The following is a 19,115-nucleotide window of genomic DNA, read 5'->3' as shown; positions in this document are numbered from 1 at the left end:
AACCATCAACCGAAAGGAGCCGGCTGTGCCGCAAGACCAGACCGTCCAGCAGCTCGAATCCGAGGAGCTCGTGCCGCCCGCTGAGCCACACGCCGCGCACGATTCCAAGAAAGTGGAAACCCAAGCGGATCTCAGCGCTGAGATCCAGGCCATCGGGGACCGTTATGCCCAGGCGCTGAAGAACGGCAAGGGTCCCGAAACCATGCCGCGCCTGGACTACTCCCCTTACCGGAGCAGCATCCTGCGCCACCCCACCAAGAGCCTGCACCACGCGGACCCGGAAACCATCGAGCTCTACTCGCCGGCGTTCGGGCACCAGGACGTGCACGCACTGGAATCGGACCTGACCATCCAGCACAACGGCGAGCCACAGGGTGAGCGCATCATCGTCGCCGGCCGCGTCCTTGATGGCGACGGCCGCCCGGTTGCCGGTCAGCTCGTGGAAATCTGGCAGGCCAACGCATCAGGCCGCTACATCCACAAGCGCGACCAGCACCCCGCACCGCTGGATCCCAACTTCACGGGCGTGGGTCGCTGCATCACCGGTACGGACGGTTCCTACAGCTTCACCACCATCAAGCCCGGCGCGTACCCGTGGAAGAACCACCTCAACGCCTGGCGCCCGGCCCACATCCACTTCTCCATGTTCGGCTCGGAGTTCACGCAGCGCATCGTCACCCAGATGTACTTCCCGGGCGACCAGCTCTTCCCGCTGGACCCCATCTACCAATCGATCGTGGACCAGGACGCCCGCGACCGCCTGGTGGCACAGTACGATCACGAGCTGACCAGCCCCGAGTGGGCCCTCGGCTACAAGTGGGACATCATCCTGACCGGCTCCAAGCGGACCTGGACGGAAAACGAAGCATACGGCGACGCCGGGGACGAGGAGTAAGCGCATGAGCAAGCTGGCACCCACACCGGGTCAGACCGTTGGCCCCTTCTACGGTTACGCCCTCCCCTTCACCAAGGACAACGAACTCCTGGCTCCCGGCAGCCCCGGCAGCATCCGCCTCCAAGGCACGGTGTACGACGGCGCCGGGAACACCATTCCGGACGCCATCCTGGAGATCTGGCAGCCGGACTCCGAGGGCAACATCGTCCAGCGCACCGGCTCCTTGGTTCGAGACGGCTACACCTTTACCGGCTGGGGCCGCGGCTCCGTGGGGAACTCCGGTGTATACACCTTCACCACGGTCAACCCGGGTCCCACCAAGCCCGGAGCGGCAGCGTTCATCTCGGTGGCCGTTTTCGCCCGCGGCCTCATGAACCGCCTCTTCACCCGCGTGTACCTGCCGGAAAACGAGGAAGCACTGGCCAATGATCCTTTGCTGAGCTCCCTGGATCCGGAACGCCGCAAGACGCTCATCGCCCGTCGCGACCCCGATGGCGGGCTTACCTGGGACATCCGCCTGCAGGGCGGCGACGAGACCGTGTTCCTGGACTTCCAGCAGGACGGGTCGCTGGACAACAGCGTCGGCAACAACCAGGACGCCCCCGCATGACCAACGGCGACTTCGGCCTCCTTAGCCCCGTTACGGCGTCGACTGCTGTGGCGTCGCTGACGGGCGACCGTGCCGTGATCGCGGCAATCCTCGACGTCGAAGCCTCCTGGGCTGCCGTCCTCGAGGAGGCTGGGCTCGTCCCCGCCGGATCCGCCGCTGTGGTGGCCGAAGCCGCCGATCCCTCTTCCTACGACGCTGCCGCTATCGCTGAACGTGCCCAAGGCGGCGGCAATCCGGTGATTCCGTTGCTCAGCGACCTGCGCACCCGCGTCAAGTCCCTGGACGCTGACGGGATCGGCGCGGGCAAGGCGGTCCACACCTCGCTCACCAGCCAGGACGTCCTCGACTCCGCCCTGATGCTGCTCGCCAGTCGCGCCGTTTCCGCGCTGCTGGTTGACGTCAAAGGCACGACGACGGCGCTCGCCACCTTGGCGGAACAGCATGCGGACACCCTGTGCGTGGGCAGGAGCCTGACGCAGCATGCGCTTCCGTACGCGTTCGGGCTCAAAGCAGCGCAGTGGTTCCAAGGCGTCGCGGCCGCGGCTTCACGTTTGGCATCGCTTGCGTTGCCGGTCCAGTTCGGCGGGGCCGGCGGGACGTTGGCCTCGGGGACCAAGCTGACGGCGGGCTCGGGTTCAACTCCGTTCACGTTGGCCGATTCTCTGGCGTCCACGCTGGGCCTGGCCCCGGCAGCGGCGCCGTGGCACACCAACCGCCTGTCCGTCACGGCGCTCGGCGACGGACTTGCCGCGCTCATCGATTCCTTCGGGAAGATCGCCGCCGACCTGCTGTTCCTGAGCCGTCCGGAGGTTGCCGAACTCGGCGAACCGTTGGCCGCCGGGCGGGGAGTTTCCTCGGCCATGCCGCAGAAGCAGAACCCCGTACTGTCCGTGCTTATTCGCAGTGCAGCGTTGCAGGCGCCCGGCCTCGCATCGCAACTTCACCTGGCAGCGGCCACCTTCAATGACGAACGCCCGGACGGCGCCTGGCATAGTGAATGGCCGGCCCTGCGGCAATTGCTAGCGCTGGCCTTGGGCGCAGCCGGCCACCTCCGGGAGCTGACAGAAGGCCTCCGTGTCTTCCCCGAGGCGATGCGGCGGAACCTGGAACTCTCGGGACCGCTGCTGCTCAGCGAAGGCGTAGCGGCCGCCGTCGCACCTCTGCTCGGCGAGGACGGAAAGCAGAAGCTGCAGGCCGTCGTCGACGAAACCCTGAAGGCACCCGCCGCGGAGCAGTCCCGCATCTACACCAAGCTGCTGCGTGAAACGGTGCCTGCGGACAATCTGTCCGACGCGGAACTCGAAGCGCTCCTGGACCCCGCGAGCTACCTAGGCGAAGCCCAGGAGATCAACCGCCGGATCCTCGCTGCCTACCCCGACTTCGCCAAAGCAGCCGACAACACAGGAACCTCATTGAAGGGAGCCCCTCGTGGCTAAGCCAACTGTCAAGGCCGTGCTGCTGTCCCCGCAGCGCGAACTTGGAGCCAAACCGCTCCTGGTGGTAGGGCCATCGCTGGGCACGTCCACAATTCTCTGGACGGAAACCGCGGCCCTCTTGGGCGACGACTACGACATCGTCGGCTGGGACCTCCCCGGCCACGGCATCTCGCCGACCACCACCGAAGGTTTCGACATCGCGGAACTGGCTGACGCCGTCGTCGATTTGGTTGATTCGGTGAGTCCGGGTGCGACCTTCCACTATGCGGGCGTCTCGCTGGGAGGGGCCACTGGCCTGCAGCTCGGCATCAAGCACGGTGATCGCCTCCGCAGCCTGTCCGTCCAGTGCAGCGGCGCCAAGCTGGGCACCCCCGAAGGCTGGCTTGAGCGCGCCGAAACCGTGCGCAAACTCGGTACACCCGTGATGATCCAGGGTTCCGCGGAACGTTGGTTCGGCCCGGGCTTCATGGACCGCCGGCCGGAGATCAGCAGCCGCCTGCTGCACGCCCTCCGCGACGCCGACCGCTTCGGCTACTCGTTCTGCTGCGAAGCCCTCGCCGCATTCGACGTCCGCGAGCAGCTCGGCGGCATTACTGTCCCCACCCAGGTAATCGCGGGCGTCGAGGATTCAGTAGCGCCGCCGTCGCTCGCTGAAGAGACAGCCGCCGGGATTCGCTCGGGTGGCGGTATCGCTGTGGTGGAAACGCTCGACGGCGTCGCGCACCTGGCGCCCGCAGAAGCGCCGGCCGTGGTGGCCGAACTCATGCGCACTTTCATGAAGGAGAACGGACGATGACCTCTTCAACTGAGCTGAATGACGCCGGGCGGAATGGTGCCGTGCAGGCGGATGCCACCGCGCAGGACATTTACGACGCCGGCATGGTGGTCCGCCGCGAAGTGCTCGGCGACGCGCACGTGGACCGGGCGAACGCCAACAAGGATTCCTTTACCGAGGACTACCAGGACATGATCACCAGGATCGCCTGGGGTGGCATCTGGACGCGGCCCGGGCTGAGCCGGCAAATGCGCTCCGCCGTCACCCTCACGGCGCTGGTGGCGCACGGTCACTGGGAGGAGCTGGCCATGCACGTCCGGGCAGCCCTCAACAACGGCCTGAGCAGGGACGAAATCAAGGAAATCCTGTTGCAGACCGCCATCTATTGCAGTGTGCCGTCGGCCAACTCGGCCTTCAAGACTGCCCAGAAAGTATTCGCTGAGATCGACGCCAACGAGCCCAACTAACTGGCAGTAGTGGTTGTTCTGAGGGCTCAAAGCAACCACTACTGCCAGTCAGTTGGGTAGAACGAAAGAGAAAACCATGAACCAGGCTTTTGTGTACGACGCCGTGCGCACGCCCTTTGGCAAGTTCGGCTCCGGCCTTGCCGCAGTCCGTCCCGATGACCTTGCCGCCCACGTGGTCCGCGAGTCCGTTCGCAGGTCCCCGGGGCTGGATGTTGAGCGGATCGACGAGGTGGTGTTCGGCAACGCCAACGGCGCCGGCGAGGAAAACCGCAACGTGGCCCGCATGGCTACTTTGCTGGCCGGCCTGCCTGTCTCCATTCCGGGCACCACGGTCAACCGTTTGTGTGGCTCGTCCCTGGATGCGGCCATTATTGCTTCGCGGCAGATCAATGCCGGCGACGCCGACCTCATGCTGGTAGGCGGCGCCGAGTCCATGTCCCGCGCCCCGTGGGTGCTGCCCAAGACGTCCAAGCCCTACCCGGCCGGTGACATGACCCTCGCGTCCACCACGCTTGGTTGGCGTTTGGTGAACCCGGCCATGAACAAGGACTGGACCATCTCCCTGGGCGAAGCCACCGAACGGCTGCGCGAGAAGTACGGGATCACCCGGGAACGGCAGGATGCTTTTGCGGCGGACTCGCACAACCTGGCCGACGCCGCGTGGAACGAAGGCTTCTACGATTCTTTGGTCACGGCGGTTCCGGGCACTGACCTCGTCCGTGACGAGGGAATCCGCGCCGGTTCTTCGGCGGAGAAGCTTGCCGGTTTGAAGACCGTGTTCCGCCCTGAGTCTGACGGGCTCGACGGCGGTACGGTCACCGCCGGGAACGCCTCGCCTTTGTCTGATGGTGCTTCGGCAGCGTGGATCGGTTCAGAGGCAGCTTCCTCGATCCTCGGCCTGGAACCGTTGGCCCGCATCGCCGGCCGTGGCGCGCACGGCAATGACCCACAGTTCTTCGGGTTCGCCCCCGTGGAGGCCGCGAACAAGGCCCTCGCGAAGGCGGGCATCGGCTGGGACCAGGTGGGCGCCGTCGAACTTAATGAAGCGTTCGCCGCTCAATCGCTGGCGTGTGTTGACGCGTGGGGGATCGACCCCTCAATCGTGAACCAGCATGGCGGGGCGATCGCGATGGGTCACCCGCTCGGGGCGTCCGGGACCCGCATTCTGGGTACGCTTGCCCGTTCCCTGCAGGCCTCGGGCCAGCGTTGGGGTGTCGCGGCGATCTGCATCGGCGTGGGCCAAGGCCTTGCTGTGGTGTTGGAAAACGTTTCTGCCGCTCCGTCCGCACAACCAGTGAAGGGTTAGCCATGCTGAATTTCATAGACACTGTGGGAGAGGCCGTCGCCGGCATCAAGGACGGATCCACCGTGATGATCGGCGGGTTCGGTAACGCCGGGCAGCCGTTCGAACTCATCGACGCCCTGATGGATTGTGGCGCCAAGGACCTGACCGTGGTCAACAACAACGCAGGCCAGGGCGACCAGGGCCTCGCGTTGCTGATCAAGGAAGGCCGGGTCCGCAAGATGATCTGTTCCTTCCCTCGGCAGTCCGATTCCTGGCACTTCGACGCCAAGTTCCATGCCGGTGAGATCGAGCTGGAGCTGGTGCCGCAGGGCAACCTGGCTGAGCGCATCCGGGCAGCCGGCGCCGGGATCGGCGGGTTCTTTACCCCCACCGGCTACGGCACCACCTTGGCTGAAGGCAAGGAAACCCGGTTGCTGGATGGGAAGTGGCAGGTGTTCGAGACGCCGATCCACGCCGACGTCGCCCTGATCAAGGCACTGAAGGCCGACGGCAAGGGCAACCTCGTCTACCGCAAGACCGCCCGGAACTTCGGCCCCATCATGGCCGCCGCAGCCAAGCACACCATTGTGCAGGTCTCGGAGATTGTGCCCACCGGTTCGCTGGATCCGGAGAACGTGGTGACACCCGGTATTTACGTCAACAGCGTGGTCCGCGTCGGCGGCACCAGCAGGGAACAGGTGGCCTGACCATGAGCACCCAGACAAGCATCCAGACGTCCGAGAAGCCGCTGGGCCGCGACGAACTCGCCCAGCGGGTGGCCCGCGACATCGCTCCCGGTTCCTTCGTGAACCTGGGGATTGGCCAGCCGACGCTCGTGTCCAACTACCTCACCGAGGAACAGAACATCACGCTCCACACGGAGAACGGGATGCTCGGAATGGGCCCGGCAGCTGTTGGCGAGGAGATCGACGGTGATTTGATCAATGCCGGCAAAATCCCCGTCACCGAACTCCCTGGAGCCTCATACTTCCACCACGCAGACTCGTTCGCGATCATGCGCGGCGGGCACCTGGACATCTGCGTCCTCGGCGCCTTCCAAGTCTCCGCCACCGGCGACCTCGCCAACTGGCACACGGGTGCCCCGGACGCTATCCCCGCCGTCGGTGGGGCGATGGACCTCGCCACGGGCGCCAAGGACGTGTTCGTGATGATGACCCTGCTGACGCGTGAGGGCGTGTCCAAGCTGGTGGAGCAGTGCACCTACCCGCTCACCGGCGTCGGCTGCGTGACCCGCGTCTACACGGACAAAGCAGTGTTCCTCACCGGCCCGGACGGCGTCACGGTCCGCGAGACCTTCGGCTGTACCTTCGACGAGATCCAGGAGCTCGTGCCGCTGTCTTTGAAAAAGGCATAGCAGGCCCCGCAAATCTGGGCTCCCCGTTGCGGGGCCCGCTTTACGTGTCATTTGCCCCGATTAGGGCGCAAAGCGGGCCCCGCAACGCACCCTAGGATTGGTAACCATGAGCGATTCCGCAGTTACCCCGCAGGCCAGCGACCAGTATGTCCAGTCCCTGGCCCGGGGTCTCGCCGTGATCCGGGCGTTCGACGCGAACAATCCGCTGATGACCCTCAGTGAAGTGGCTGCCCGCACGGACCTGACCCGTGCCACGGCCCGGCGATTCCTGCACACGCTCGTTGAACTCGGCTATGTCCGCACCGATGGCAAGACGTTCGCACTCACGGCCAAGGTGCTGCAGCTCGGCTATTCGTACCTGTCGGCGCTGTCCCTGCCGCAGTTGGCCCAGCCGCACCTGGAACAGCTCAGCCTCAAGTTGGGGGAGTCCACTTCCGCCGCGGTCCTCGACGGACAGGACATCTTCTACGTAGCGCGCGTCGCCACCAAGCGCATCATGAACGTTGGTATCACCGTCGGCACGCGCTTCCCCGCGTACGCCACGTCCATGGGTCGCGTGCTGCTCGCCGGATTGCCGCAGGCCAAGCTTGAGGCCTACCTCACGACGGCGGAACTTACGCCGCTCACGCCGCGAACCGTCGCCAGCGTCCCCGACTTGAGGGCCGCCGTCGAACGCGTCCGTACGCAAGGCTGGTGCCTGCTGGACCAGGAGCTGGAGATCGGGCTGATGTCCATCGCAGCCCCGGTGTGGAACCACAACAACGGCGACAACGTGGCGGCCATCAACGTCTCACTGCAGGCCCAAGCGGTCGCAGCGCAGCCGGACCCGGACGCGTACCTCGAGTCAGTGCGACAGGAAGTGGTGGCCACAGCCAACGCCATTTCGCAGGACGTCTCCGCGAAGCACTGAGTTTTTGTACAGCTAATGCCCTCAAGCTGGCCTCATAAGGGCTTTACCTGTACAAAAACTACTTCCGGATCGCTGCCAACCGCGTCTCCAGGATCCGGCGTACCAACGAGTCCGGCACGGGATTGTCGGCAGAGAACCGCAACGTCCCCGGCGACCAGGAATAGCCGCCTAATTCCTCCGACATTTCTGGCAGGATCTGTCCGCTGAAGGGGTACAAGGCCAGGTGCTTCTTGGTTTCCAGCACGCTGAGGAAGCCCTTGCCGTCAACCAGCAATGCCGGCATGCCATAGCTGACGCCTTCTTCGGCATGAGGGGCGAGTTCGCGGGCGATTCCCACAATCCGCTCAAGGATCCCGCGGTTGGCCTCGCTGACGTTCTCCAAATATTCGGTGACGGTTCCCATAAGGACATGGTTCACCCAAGACGGGCTGAATGCCACACTTGGGGCATGAGCCCACTTGTCAGTGCTCGCTGGAGCCCCGTGGAGCAGGACCGGGCCAAGGGGAAAGCCGCCCGGCAATCGCTCCCCCGCAGCGCCCAGGGGATATTCCTGACGCCGGAGCGGAACCCGGTGGCCATACTTGAGGAACAGCACGCTTCCCGGGTGGCGCACCTTGTTCCGGTACGTGTCGGTCGGATGCTGCAGACACCGTTTGCCTTCTACCGGGGAGCCGCGGCCGTCATGGCTGGGGACGTGTCCCGCGGGCAGACGTCCGGGCATCAGGTGGTGGCATGCGGCGACGCGCATCTGGCGAACTTCGGCTTGTATGCCTCTCCGGAGCGGCGCTTGGTCTTCGACCTCAACGATTTTGACGAGGTCTTCCCGGCGCCGTGGGAATGGGACGTTAAGAGGCTCACGGCAAGTATCTGGCTGAGCGGGCGCAACAGCGGGCACTCGGAGGAACAGTGCCGCACCGCAGTGGAAGCTGCGGCTCGGTCGTACCGGCTGGCCATGCGGAGGTTGTTCGAGGGAACAGCCGCGGAAAGGTACTACTTCCAGGTCGACACGGAGATTCTGACGGCGACGATGGCGTCGGGTCCGTTTTCCGAGAAACGCCTTCTGGACAAGGACATGAAGAAGGCCAAGCGGCGCACCTCGGAGCAGGTCCTGGCGAAAATGACGGCTGAGACTGTCCACGGAGAGCCGAGGATCGTTGACCAGTGGCCGCTGGTGTACCACCCGGAAACGGCCACTCTGGATCGCGTGAGCGCACTCTTTGACCTGTATCGAAGCTCGCTGAGGGCCGACACTGCGGTGCTGGTGAGCCAGTACAGGCTGGTGGATGTAGCGATCCGTGTAGTCGGCGTGGGCAGCGTGGGCACGCGGTGCTGGGTGATCCTGATGCTGGGACCGTCCGGGGAACCCTTGTTCCTGCAGGCCAAGGAAGTCCAACGGTCAGTGCTGGAGAGCCATGGCGGCGCCAAGCCATCCTCAGATGTGGTTCGTTTGCTGACGAACTTCGGCCAGGGCTATCGCGCCGTGGCGGGGCAACGGATCATGCAGGCGCAGTCTGACCCGTTCCTGGGGTGGGTGGGCAACAGCGTGGAGACTGATGGCCAGCTGCGTGACTACTTCGTCCGCCAATTCCGCGACATGAAGGGTTCCTTCGCGGTGGACGAACTCGGCCCTGGACCGCTGACCGATTATGCCCGTTTGTGCGGCGGAGTGCTCGCCCGCGCCCATTCCCAAACCCCTGGCAGCGCGTTCATCGCAGGCTACCTTGGCCGTTCGGAGGTGTTCGAGAAGTCAATGACGGGATGGGCGAGGCATTACGCCGACCAAACCGAGAAGGACCATGCGGAGTTGGAACGCGCAGTTCGGGCCGGCCGCCTCGACGCTGAGAGCGGCATCTAACCCGTCTGCTTGTTCCGGGCTTAGCGCTCCGGAATGACTGCGATGCCCTGGATTTCGATCAGGGCCTCTTTCTGCCACAGGCGAGTGACACCGATGCCCGCCATGGCCGGGTACTGCGAGCCCGCCATTTCGCGCCAGATGCGCCCGATCTCGCGGCCGTTGGCCATGTAGTCATCCACGTCCGTGAGGTAGATGGTGACGTTTACGAGGTCTTCCGGCTGTCCGCCGGCTTCACGCAGCGTGGTCAGGACGTTGGTGAACGCCTGCGTGAACTGCTCCACGATGCCGCCGGGAACGATGTTCATGTTCTTGTCCAGGGCCGTCTGCCCGCCCAGGAAGACCGTGTTGCCGGCAAGGATGCCGTGCGCGAATCCTGAAGGTTTGGGCAGCGATTCCGGGTTGATTGTCTGGTGGCTCATGCTGTTCCTCCTCGTTGTGGCAACTGCAAAAACTTTTGAAAAGCCTCTGTGCAGATCATTTCCGCCGTGCTACGTTGAGCATATGTGACGATCGTAAAAAAGTCGACACATCATAAAACCTCGAAGGGAACCGCAATGAAACTAGCCACCTTGCGCACGGCAAACGGAGGTACGACGGCGGCACTCGCCACGGGCGCCGACTCTTACCTCGCCTTGCCCGCAGCTGACGTCGGGGCCCTTCTGGCCCTGCCCGAGTGGCGGCAGGTCGTCGAGAAGACAGCAGCAGCCCAGGAAGCCCACCAGCAAGTCATTGCCGCCGTGGATGCCGACGTCGCACCGCTGCTGCCTCGCGCCGGCAAAGTCATCTGCTGCGGCCTGAACTACGGCGACCACATCCAGGAGATGGGCCGTGAACTGCCGGAATATCCCACCCTGTTCGCCAAGTACGCGGACACCTTGGTAGGAGCCGCAGACGCTGTAGAAGTCCACGGCAGCGGCCGGGTCGACTGGGAAGCCGAGCTGGCCGTCGTCGTGGGTTCCGAACTGTACCGTGCGGACGAAGACCAAGCCCGTGCGGCAATCGCCGGGTACACCGTGGCCAACGATGTCTCCATGCGCGACTGGCAAAGCCGGACGTTGCAGTGGTTCCAAGGCAAGGCCTTCGACGCCACCACTCCGGTGGGGCCGGTGATGCTGACAGCTGACGAGGCCGGGCAACACTTCGACGTTCGCGGCTATGTCAACGGCCAACTCGTGCAGCAGGGAAACACCAGCACCCTGGTGTTCGGCCCGGCGCAGCTCCTGTCCTACATCTCCCAGTTCACCGTCCTTCGCCCCGGAGACCTGGTGCTCACGGGAACGCCCGGGGGAGTGGGCATGGGAATGACCCCGCCACGCTTCCTCAAAGACGGCGATGTCCTCACCACCGAAATCGACGGGATCGGCCAACTGGAAAACCAATTCCGGATCCACGCCCCCGCAGCCATTCCCGCAAACGCCTAGTCCCACCCCAACTGTTAGGAGAGACCCATGAGCCAGACCACCACCGAATACCGCCTCGAAGGCGACAACTCCATCTACGCCCAGGCCGACGGCAAGGTTGTCCCCGTGGTCACCCGCGCCGGCGCGGAGGACACCAACACCGCGCAATCCGGCGATTGCATCCGCGTCTCCGGCGTCAGCATCCAGCACACCCCGGCAACCAAGATCTGGTTCGGCCAGGTGTCCAACACCCCCGGCTACCGCTCACTCCCGCACCACCACGGCGAGGCTGAGACCGGCGGCTACGTGCTCCGTGGCCACGGCCGGATCTACTTTGGCGAAAACTACTCGGAGTTCCTCGATATGAAGGCCGGCGACTGGGTGTTCGTACCGCCGTTCATGCCCCACGTGGAAGCCAACATGTCCGTCACGGAAGAGCTCGTGTGGCTCACCGCGCGCACGCCGGAGAACCTTGTGGTCAACCTCGAGGACGTGGCCGACGAAACCCTCGTCGACTACCGCCGGGCCTAAGCCATGATCACTGGAACCCTGACATCGGAGACCTTCCTCAAAGCCGTCGAGCTCACGCCCGCAACGGCCGAGGTGTTCGACGAAGCTTATGAAGCAACCACCCAATACGTGCCGTGGCCAAAAGCCTACGGTGGCGACATGGTGGCCCAAGCCGCAGCTGCCATGATGCGCTCGGTGGACGCCGACCGGACGCTGCACTCGATGCACAGCTACTTCATGCGTCCGGTGGATATCGGTTCCAGTGTCCGTTACGAAGTGGAGCGCTTGCGGGACGGCCGCGGGTACTCCACCCGTACCGTCCGCGGCTTCCAGAACGGCAAGCCCGTGTATGCCGCCATGGGGTCCTTCCAGGTTCCCGAAGACGGCCCGGACTTTCAGCCTGAGGCCCCTGCCGCCGTCGAGCCCGAATCGCTGCGCACTGCAGCGGAAGCGCTGGACGGAACCGACGGTGCGGCCGCAGACTACTGGTCAACGGGTCGAAGCTTCGATATGCGGCATATTCCCGGTCCGGTATACATCGAGCTGGAGGGTGGTGCGGTGCCGCAGCAAGCCATATGGGTCAAGGCCTTTGACTCCCTGCCCGACGACGCAGACCTTCACCGAACCGCCCTTGCCTACGTCTGCGACTACACCATCCTGGAGCCGCTGCTCCGGGTCAATGGACTGAACTGGTCCAGCCCCGGACTTGCCACCGCCAGCCTGGACCACTCCATGTGGTTCCACCGCGACGGGCGCGTGGATGACTGGGTGCTCTACGCCCAGGACGCCATCTCCAGCCAAAGCAACAGGGGCTTGGCCATGGGTCGCTTCTTCGACCGGCAAGGAAGGCTCCTCGCCACAGTCGCCCAAGAGGGAATGATCCGGGCCGGCGCCTAAAACACCATTCTTCAGCTTCAACGACGCACCACTGAAAGGAACGGCCATGAGCATGTTGCCATCGGCCCACGTGGACACGTTCACCCGCGACCACCTGCCGCCCGCCGATACCTGGCCGGCGCTTGAATTCACCCTTCCCGAACTCCACTACCCGGAGCGGCTCAACGCTGCCGCGGTGCTGATCGACGACGCTGTCGAACAGTACGGCGCTGACCGCCCCGCCCTCCGTACTCCAGACGGCGTTGTCTGGACCTACGGCGAGCTGCAAACCCGCTCCAACCAGGTAGCCCAGGTCCTCACCGAAGACCTCGGTGTTGTACCCGGCAACCGTGTGCTGCTTCGCGGTCCCAACAACCCGTGGATCGTCGCTGCCTGGCTTGGTGTGCTGAAAGCCGGTGCGGTGGTGGTGACCACCATGCCCATGCTGCGTTCCAGCGAGGTCTCCACCCTGATCCAGCTCACCAAACCGGTGGTGGCGATTTCCGACCACCGCTTCGTGGACGAGCTCGCGGTCGCCGCCGGGGATGCCGTCACGGTCCTCTCGTATGGAGCGGACGACGACGGCGACCTCACCTTCCGCTGCGGGCGCAAGAGCGGGGTGTTCACTGCCGTGGACACCTCCGCGGACGACGTTGCCCTGCTGGGTCCGACGTCGGGCACCACCGGCGTGCCCAAGGTGACCATGCATTTCCATCGCGACATCCTGGCCAACGCCGATACCTTTGCCCGTTACGTCCTGGAGCCCACGGCCGATGACGTGTTTGCCGGTTCACCGCCGCTTGCGTTCACTTTTGGGCTTGGGGGACTGGTGGTCTTCCCGCTGCGGTTCGGTGCGTCGTCGCTCTTGACCGAAAAGGCCGGGCCCGTGGAACTCGCGGAAAACGCCTCGACCGCGGGAGCCAGCATCCTCTTCACCGCGCCCACGGCGTACCGGGCCATCCTCAAGGAGAACCGCGGGGACCTCCTGCGCGGCCTGCGCATCGCCGTTTCGGCGGGCGAGCACCTCTCCAAGGAAACCTGGGAAGCGGTCCGGGAGGCCACGGGCCTGCGGCTGGTCAACGGAATCGGTGCCACCGAGATGCTGCACGTCTTCATTTCCGCCGCCGGGGAGCACATCCGCCCCGGAACCACCGGACGAGCCGTGCCCGGCTTCAGGGCCACCATCCTGGATGCCGACGGCAACGAACTCGGCCCGGGAAACATCGGCCGCCTGGCAGTCATCGGCCCCACCGGGTGCCGCTACCTCGACGATCCCCGGCAGGCGAACTACGTGGTCAACGGGTGGAACGTCACCGGTGACACGTTCGCCATGGACGCGGACGGGTACTTCACCTACCAGGCCCGCTCGGACAACATGATCGTCTCCTCCGGCTACAACATCGGTGGGCCGGAGGTTGAAGCGGCCATCGACCAGCACCCGGACGTGGTGGAGAACGCGGTCATCGGAATCCCGGATGAGCAGCGCGGCAGCATCGTGTGCGCGTTCATCGTCCTGCGCGAGGGCGTCACCGGCGACGCCGCCAAGCGCAAGGAAATCCAGGACTTCGTGAAGCACACCATCGCCCCCTACAAATACCCCCGCGATGTCCGCTTCGTCACAGGGCTGCCCCGCAATCCCAGCGGCAAGCTCCAGCACTTCAAGCTCCGCGACGGAGTCCTTGCACAGGACGCCGGCAGCGCGAGCCAGACCCCACAACTTACCCCTGCCGGCCAGAGCCAGGCCTGAAAAGGAGCATCACCATGAAGATCGCAATCGTTGGAGGCGGCCCGGGTGGCCTGTACTTCGCAGCACTGATGAAGCAGCTGGACCCGTCACATGACATCACCCTCTGGGAACGCAACGCTGCCAGCGACACCTTTGGCTTCGGCGTCGTGTTTTCCGATGAGACGCTGGGCGGCATCGGGAACGCAGACCCCGTGGTGGCCGAGTACATGAGCCGCCGTTTTGCCCGCTGGTCCGATATCGACATCCACTTCCAGGACCAGATGATCACTGTCGGCGGCCAGGGCTTCGCTGCCATGAGCCGCAAGGAACTGCTGGAACTGCTGCAACGCCGCTGCATCGAGCTGAACGTTGACGTGCGGTTCAGCACCCTTGCCCCGGCCATCGAAGAACTCGAAGCCAACTACGATCTGGTGCTCGCCGCGGACGGAATCAACTCCCAGATTCGCGCCACGTACGCCGAGTCTTTCAAGCCAAGCCTTGACCCGCGCTCCAACAAATTCATGTGGCTCGGCACGGACCAGGTGTTCGAGGCCTTCAAGTTCTTCGTGAAGGAAACCGAGTGGGGCGTCATGCAGATCCACGGTTACCCGTACTCGGATGAGGGATCCACGTTCATCGTGGAAATGCACCAGGATGTGTGGCACGCGGCCGGCTTCGACGAGACCGCCAACGAGGTCTTCCCTCCGGGCGTTTCCGACGAAAAGTCCATCGCCAAGATCCGCGAGATTTTCGCCGAGGAGCTGGACGGGTACGAGGTCCTGACCAATAACTCCAAGTGGATCAACTTCACCACGGTTCGCAACGAGAGCTGGCGCCATAACAACGTGGTGCTGCTGGGCGACGCCGCCCACACGGCCCACTTCTCCATCGGTTCCGGTACCAAGCTGGCTATGGAGGACTCCCTGGCCCTTGCCGCCTGCCTGCACGAGCACCCGGATATCGAATCCGCGCTGGCGGCATACGAGGCCGAGCGCCGGCCGGTGGTGGCTTCCACGCAGCGCGCCGCCCAGGCCTCGCTGGAATGGTTCGAGCGCATTGGCCAGTACAAGGATCAGGACCCTACGCAGTTCGCGTTCAACCTGCTCACCCGTAGCCGCCGCATCACGCAGGAGAACCTCCGCCTCCGCGATCCCGAATTCGCCGACGCCGTGGACCGGAACTTTGCGGCGTCCCAAGGCCTCGCGGCAACGGCGCCTGCCATGTTCCAGCCATTCCGCGTCGGTGGGCTGGAGCTGAAGAACCGGATCGTGGTCTCCCCGATGGACATGTACTCCGCCGTCGATGGCGTGCCGGGCGACTTCCACAAGGTCCACCTGGGCTCCAAGGCCCTGGGCGGTGCCGGCCTGGTGATGACTGAAATGGTCTGCGTTTCCGAAGCGGGCCGTATCACGCCCGGCTGCAGCGGCCTCTACAACGACGAGCAGCGCGACAGCTGGAAGGAAATCGTGGACTTCGTCCACAGCAGTTCCACCGCCAAGATCGGTGCTCAGTTGGGCCACTCCGGCCGCAAGGGTTCCACCAAGCTCATGTGGGAAGGCATCGACCAGCCACTCGAGTCCGGAAATTGGACCGCAGTTGGGCCCTCCGCCTTGCCGTACAGCCCGGAGAACCAGACGCCCGTGGAGCTGGATCGCGCCGGCATGGACGCCATCACGGCGGAGTTCGTTGTCTCGACCGTCCGCGCCGAGCAGGCAGGGTTCGACCTCCTGGAGATCCATGCGGCCCACGGCTACCTGCTGTCCTCCTTCCTCTCGCCGGTGTCCAACAAGCGGACCGACGAATACGGCGGCAGCTTGGAGAACCGGCTGCGGTTCCCGTTGGAAGTGTTCGACGCCGTTCGCGCGGCATGGCCTGCCAGCAAGCCAGTGACGGTGCGCATCTCCGCGACCGACTGGATCGAGGGTGGAAACACCTCCGACGATTCGGTGACGATTGCCAAGGCATTTGTTGAGCACGGTGCAGCCGGCCTGGATATCTCCACCGGCCAGGTGGCCAAGGAAGAAAAGCCAGCGTTCGGACGCAGCTACCAGACTCCGTTTGCCGACCGTATCCGTCAGGAAGTTGCCGCTCCGGCAGGCGTAGCGGTGATCGCCGTCGGCGCCATCTCCAGCTACGACGACGTAAATTCGATCCTGCTCGCTGGCCGTGCAGACCTTATCGCGCTGGGCCGTACGCACCTCTACGATCCCCAATGGACCCTTCACGCTGCTGCTGAACAGGAGTACCAGGGACCGGGCGCTGAATGGATCCCACAATTCCGCGCGGGACGCCGCAAACCGCCGAGCTCGCGCACAGACGCCGTCCGGCCCCGCCTGTCCTTGCTGAAGGAAGCGGACATCGAAGAGGCCAACACCCACCTTCGCTGGACCCCCGCGTCCGCCGCTGCATCGGTTCTGGTGAAGTAGCCATGGCCACCGCACCGGTCAACGACTGGAACGTGCCCAAGAAGACCACCGGATTGGTGTTGTTCTGCTGCTGGCTCGCTATCCTCGCCGAAGGGTATGACGTCGGCGTACTCGGGGCCATCCTCCCTGCTCTTGCCGAGTACAAGGAATGGAACCTCAGCCCATTGGCTTTGGGTGGCCTGGGCTCATATGCCTTGATCGGCATGCTTATCGGAGCCCTGTTCATAGGCACCCTCAGCGACCTCGTGGGTCGCAAGAAGATGCTCCTGGCCTCCATGGTGATCTTTACGCTCACCCAGGCAGGCGCAGCGTGGGCACCCACCCCGGAGCTGTTCGGCATCTTCCGGCTGATCGGAGGCCTGGGCATGGGCGGTGTCATCCCCGTGGCAGCGGCCTTGACCATCGAGTACTCGGCTCCGAACAAGCGGTCCTACAACTACGGACTCATGTACTCCGGCTATTCGCTGGGCATTGTTGCCGCGGCCTTGGCTGCATTGTTTGTGCTGCCCCTCGGTGGATGGCGGGCCGTGATCGCGATCGGTGCTGCGCCGGTGGTGCTGATTCCGATCATCTGGAAGTTCCTCCCGGAATCCCTCGAGTATCTGGAGTCCAAGGGGCGGAGGTCCGAGGCCAAGGCGCTGGCCGCGAAGCTGCAGATTGCCGACTACCGTCCGGTGGTACCCGTGGCACTCGTGGCCCAGGGCGGTCCCGTGGATCCCTGGTGGAAGACCATCACCACCATGTTCTCGCGGAAGTACCTGCGTTCCACAGTGTTCTTCTGGATCTCACTGTTCTGCGGCCTGGTGCTGGTCTACGGCTTGAACACCTGGCTGCCGAGCATCATGAAGAAGGCCGGCTACGACCTCGGCTCGTCCCTCACGTTCCTGTTGGTCTTCAGCCTGGCATCGGCCATCGGTGGCCTGCTACTGGGCCGCGCGGCTGACAAGTACGGCAAGAAGCTCATCCTGGTGGTGTTCTACATCCTTGGCGGCCTGGGCATCATGCTGTTGGTGTTCCCCAACACCATGGTGGTCAACCTGCTGTTCGTGGCCTTCGCGGGTGTCGGCTCCATCTCCACCTCGCTGGTACTGACCGGTTACATCGCCGACTACTACCCGGCCAAGGTCCGCGGTACGGCGACAGGTTGGGCTTTGAGCTTCGCCCGCTTGGGTGCCATCTCTGGGCCCTTGATCGGTGGCTGGATTGCCGGCTCCAAGTTGCCCTTCGAAGCGAATTTCGCCATCTTCGCAGGCATCGCGGTACTGGCAGCCGGTGCGGTGGCGATGATTCCCAAGCCCCAGCCCGAGGTGCCAGTCGCCGCCGTCGACGTTGACCCGGACGACGCCGCCGTGGGCGCCCGCTAGGAGAACCGTGGACAGGTTTCCGGAGGCGAGCATCCAGCGCACGGTGGAATGGGTGGACACCGACGCCTCCGGACACCAGCACAACTCAGCCATCCTGCGCTGGGTTGAAGCTGCGGAAGCCGAGTTGTTCCGGAAGCTGGAGTTGCCGGACTATTTCCCCAGCGCTCCCCGCGTCCAGCAAGTCATCAATTACAAGGCCAAGCTGTGGTTCGGCCAGCGCATCACCGCAACGGTGAAGATTCATGCGCTCGGCCGGACCTCGCTGACCATGGCCTTCGAGGTAATGTCCGACGGCGGCGAGGTCGCCGCTTTCGGTACGGTCACCACGGTGCACGTTCCCAACGGAACCACTGCCGCGCAGCCCTGGCCGGAGCATTTCGTCCGGGCGATCCAGGGAGTGCCGGTCCGCGAGTAGTCCCGCGAGGTGGCAGTTAATGACAATGGAGAACTCCGGGATTGTCATTAACTGTCATCCCGACGTGGTTAGCGCAGCCCCTTCAGGATGTTCTTGGGGCGCTGCATCTCTCCGTGCTTGGCACCGAGAATGATGACCCAGGCGGCGAAGGCGGGAATAGCCCACTGAAGGGCCTTCAGTTGGGTCTGTGCGGACTTCAGCTCATCGGAGGCGCCTGCGCGCGGTTCCGTGGCTCCTTCGGCGCCTTCGCCGGAGAGTTCGTCAACCTTCTTGCCCACGATGCCTGCGTACAGGGTCACCGCAGCTCCTGCCAGGGTCACCACAGTCTTGTAGACGGTGTTGGCGGCTACGTTGTCCTGCTTGGCGATACGCCCCTTGTTCTCCCAGGCGATGGCGAGGTCGGAGGCGAGGTGGCCTGCGAAGGCTGCGGTCTGGATCGGACCCCATTTGCCCCAGCCCTTGCTGGACAAGCGGGTGCGTTCGGTGGGGTCCTTGGCTTCCGCGGCTGCTCCGTTGAGCCCGATAGCCCCCATCAATGAGCCGCCAAACCACGCTGCAGCGGTGAGGTCGTGGATGGAACGGGCTACAAGATTTCCTGCCATGATGTGCTTCCTATCGTTGATGTGGAAAGTACCTGATGTGGCTGCTTGGTCCTGTTGCGGAGTTCAAGTGTTCCCCCATAGTAAGCATCCTTACTATAGCCTTGCCAGTTCGAGGCCTGAGGTTGAGCTGGCGGCGCTGCTCCCACGCCTATGATGAACTGAACTGGCGCCTGAACTGCGGCGCGGAA

20 protein-coding genes are annotated in these 19,115 nt (G+C 64.4%); 17 read left to right on the top strand and 3 right to left on the bottom strand.

Features of this window, described 5'->3' with window-relative positions; translation table 11 throughout:
- Positions 1-25 precede the first annotated feature (25 nt).
- The 9 genes from pcaH to FQP90_RS05885 all read left to right on the top strand — a co-directional run bounded on the left by pcaH (position 26) and on the right by FQP90_RS05885 (position 7,753).
- Positions 26-895, top strand: a complete 870-nt coding sequence (pcaH, locus tag FQP90_RS05925) for a protocatechuate 3,4-dioxygenase subunit beta (protein WP_144648770.1) — start codon at positions 26-28, stop codon at positions 893-895.
- Positions 896-899: 4 nt separating this feature from the next.
- A complete protein-coding gene (pcaG, locus tag FQP90_RS05920; RefSeq protein ID WP_144648769.1) occupies positions 900-1,505 on the top strand; it encodes a protocatechuate 3,4-dioxygenase subunit alpha in 606 nt (201 codons plus the stop codon).
- Positions 1,502-2,941, top strand: coding sequence for a lyase family protein (locus tag FQP90_RS05915; protein ID WP_144648768.1), 1,440 nt, complete (start codon positions 1,502-1,504; stop codon positions 2,939-2,941). The genes pcaG and FQP90_RS05915 overlap by 4 nt, the downstream gene beginning before the upstream one ends.
- Complete coding sequence (locus FQP90_RS05910; RefSeq protein WP_144648767.1) at positions 2,934-3,737, top strand: alpha/beta fold hydrolase; 804 nt, start codon at positions 2,934-2,936, stop codon at positions 3,735-3,737. Before FQP90_RS05915 ends, FQP90_RS05910 begins: the two co-directional genes overlap by 8 nt.
- A complete protein-coding gene (gene pcaC / locus FQP90_RS05905; RefSeq protein WP_144648766.1) occupies positions 3,734-4,183 on the top strand; it encodes a 4-carboxymuconolactone decarboxylase in 450 nt (149 codons plus the stop codon). The genes FQP90_RS05910 and pcaC overlap by 4 nt, the downstream gene beginning before the upstream one ends.
- 76 nt (positions 4,184-4,259) lie before the next feature.
- Entirely contained in the window at positions 4,260-5,489 is a 1,230-nt protein-coding gene (locus tag FQP90_RS05900; protein ID WP_144648765.1) for a thiolase family protein, read from the top strand.
- 2 nt (positions 5,490-5,491) lie between these two features.
- Positions 5,492-6,175 (top strand): 3-oxoacid CoA-transferase subunit A, encoded by a 684-nt coding sequence (locus tag FQP90_RS05895; protein WP_144648764.1) that lies wholly within the window; start codon positions 5,492-5,494, stop codon positions 6,173-6,175.
- A 2-nt stretch (positions 6,176-6,177) separates the two neighbouring features.
- Positions 6,178-6,843: a 3-oxoacid CoA-transferase subunit B gene (locus tag FQP90_RS05890; RefSeq protein WP_144648763.1), complete on the top strand. Its 666-nt coding sequence runs from the start codon at positions 6,178-6,180 to the stop codon at positions 6,841-6,843.
- 106 nt (positions 6,844-6,949) lie between these two features.
- Positions 6,950-7,753, top strand: coding sequence for an IclR family transcriptional regulator domain-containing protein (locus tag FQP90_RS05885; protein WP_144648762.1), 804 nt, complete (start codon positions 6,950-6,952; stop codon positions 7,751-7,753).
- Positions 7,754-7,811: 58 nt separating this feature from the next.
- Here FQP90_RS05885 and FQP90_RS05880 read toward each other — a convergent pair whose 3' ends face one another.
- Positions 7,812-8,156, bottom strand: a complete 345-nt coding sequence (locus tag FQP90_RS05880; protein ID WP_144648761.1) for an iron chaperone — start codon at positions 8,154-8,156, stop codon at positions 7,812-7,814.
- A gap of 45 nt (positions 8,157-8,201) precedes the next feature.
- On the opposite strand from FQP90_RS05880, the gene FQP90_RS05875 reads away from it, so the two are divergent.
- Positions 8,202-9,608 (top strand): DUF2252 domain-containing protein, encoded by a 1,407-nt coding sequence (locus FQP90_RS05875; RefSeq protein ID WP_144648760.1) that lies wholly within the window; start codon positions 8,202-8,204, stop codon positions 9,606-9,608.
- A gap of 20 nt (positions 9,609-9,628) precedes the next feature.
- Here the strand turns inward: FQP90_RS05875 and FQP90_RS05870 are convergent, their stop codons facing one another.
- Entirely contained in the window at positions 9,629-10,027 is a 399-nt protein-coding gene (locus FQP90_RS05870) for a RidA family protein (protein ID WP_144648759.1), read from the bottom strand.
- Positions 10,028-10,162: 135 nt separating this feature from the next.
- On the opposite strand from FQP90_RS05870, the gene FQP90_RS05865 reads away from it, so the two are divergent.
- The 7 genes from FQP90_RS05865 to FQP90_RS05835 are packed head-to-tail and all read left to right on the top strand — an operon-like array spanning position 10,163 to position 18,325.
- Complete coding sequence (locus FQP90_RS05865) at positions 10,163-11,029, top strand: fumarylacetoacetate hydrolase family protein (RefSeq protein WP_144648758.1); 867 nt, start codon at positions 10,163-10,165, stop codon at positions 11,027-11,029.
- Between the two features lie 27 nt (positions 11,030-11,056).
- A complete protein-coding gene (locus tag FQP90_RS05860; RefSeq protein WP_144648757.1) occupies positions 11,057-11,539 on the top strand; it encodes a cupin domain-containing protein in 483 nt (160 codons plus the stop codon).
- Between the two features lie 3 nt (positions 11,540-11,542).
- On the top strand, positions 11,543-12,415 hold the full coding sequence (locus FQP90_RS05855; RefSeq protein ID WP_144648756.1) for an acyl-CoA thioesterase: 873 nt from the start codon (positions 11,543-11,545) through the stop codon (positions 12,413-12,415).
- A gap of 46 nt (positions 12,416-12,461) precedes the next feature.
- The gene (locus FQP90_RS05850) at positions 12,462-14,141 is read left to right on the top strand and encodes an AMP-binding protein (RefSeq protein ID WP_144648755.1); all 1,680 of its coding nucleotides are present in this window, start codon (positions 12,462-12,464) and stop codon (positions 14,139-14,141) included.
- 14 nt (positions 14,142-14,155) lie between these two features.
- Positions 14,156-16,546, top strand: a complete 2,391-nt coding sequence (locus FQP90_RS05845; protein ID WP_144648754.1) for a bifunctional salicylyl-CoA 5-hydroxylase/oxidoreductase — start codon at positions 14,156-14,158, stop codon at positions 16,544-16,546.
- Between the two features lie 2 nt (positions 16,547-16,548).
- Complete coding sequence (locus FQP90_RS05840) at positions 16,549-17,910, top strand: MFS transporter (RefSeq protein WP_144648753.1); 1,362 nt, start codon at positions 16,549-16,551, stop codon at positions 17,908-17,910.
- A 7-nt stretch (positions 17,911-17,917) separates the two neighbouring features.
- Entirely contained in the window at positions 17,918-18,325 is a 408-nt protein-coding gene (locus tag FQP90_RS05835; RefSeq protein WP_144648752.1) for an acyl-CoA thioesterase, read from the top strand.
- A gap of 68 nt (positions 18,326-18,393) precedes the next feature.
- Here FQP90_RS05835 and FQP90_RS05830 read toward each other — a convergent pair whose 3' ends face one another.
- On the bottom strand, positions 18,394-18,927 hold the full coding sequence (locus FQP90_RS05830; protein WP_144648751.1) for a hypothetical protein: 534 nt from the start codon (positions 18,925-18,927) through the stop codon (positions 18,394-18,396).
- Between the last annotated feature and the right edge of the window lie 188 nt (positions 18,928-19,115).

The sequence above is a fragment of the Paenarthrobacter nitroguajacolicus genome (assembly GCF_007786235.1).
Taxonomy (GTDB): Bacteria; Actinomycetota; Actinomycetes; order Actinomycetales; family Micrococcaceae; genus Arthrobacter; species Arthrobacter nitroguajacolicus_A.
The sequence above is the reverse complement of the archived record's forward strand: the minus strand, read 5'-3'. Positions and strand labels throughout refer to the sequence as shown.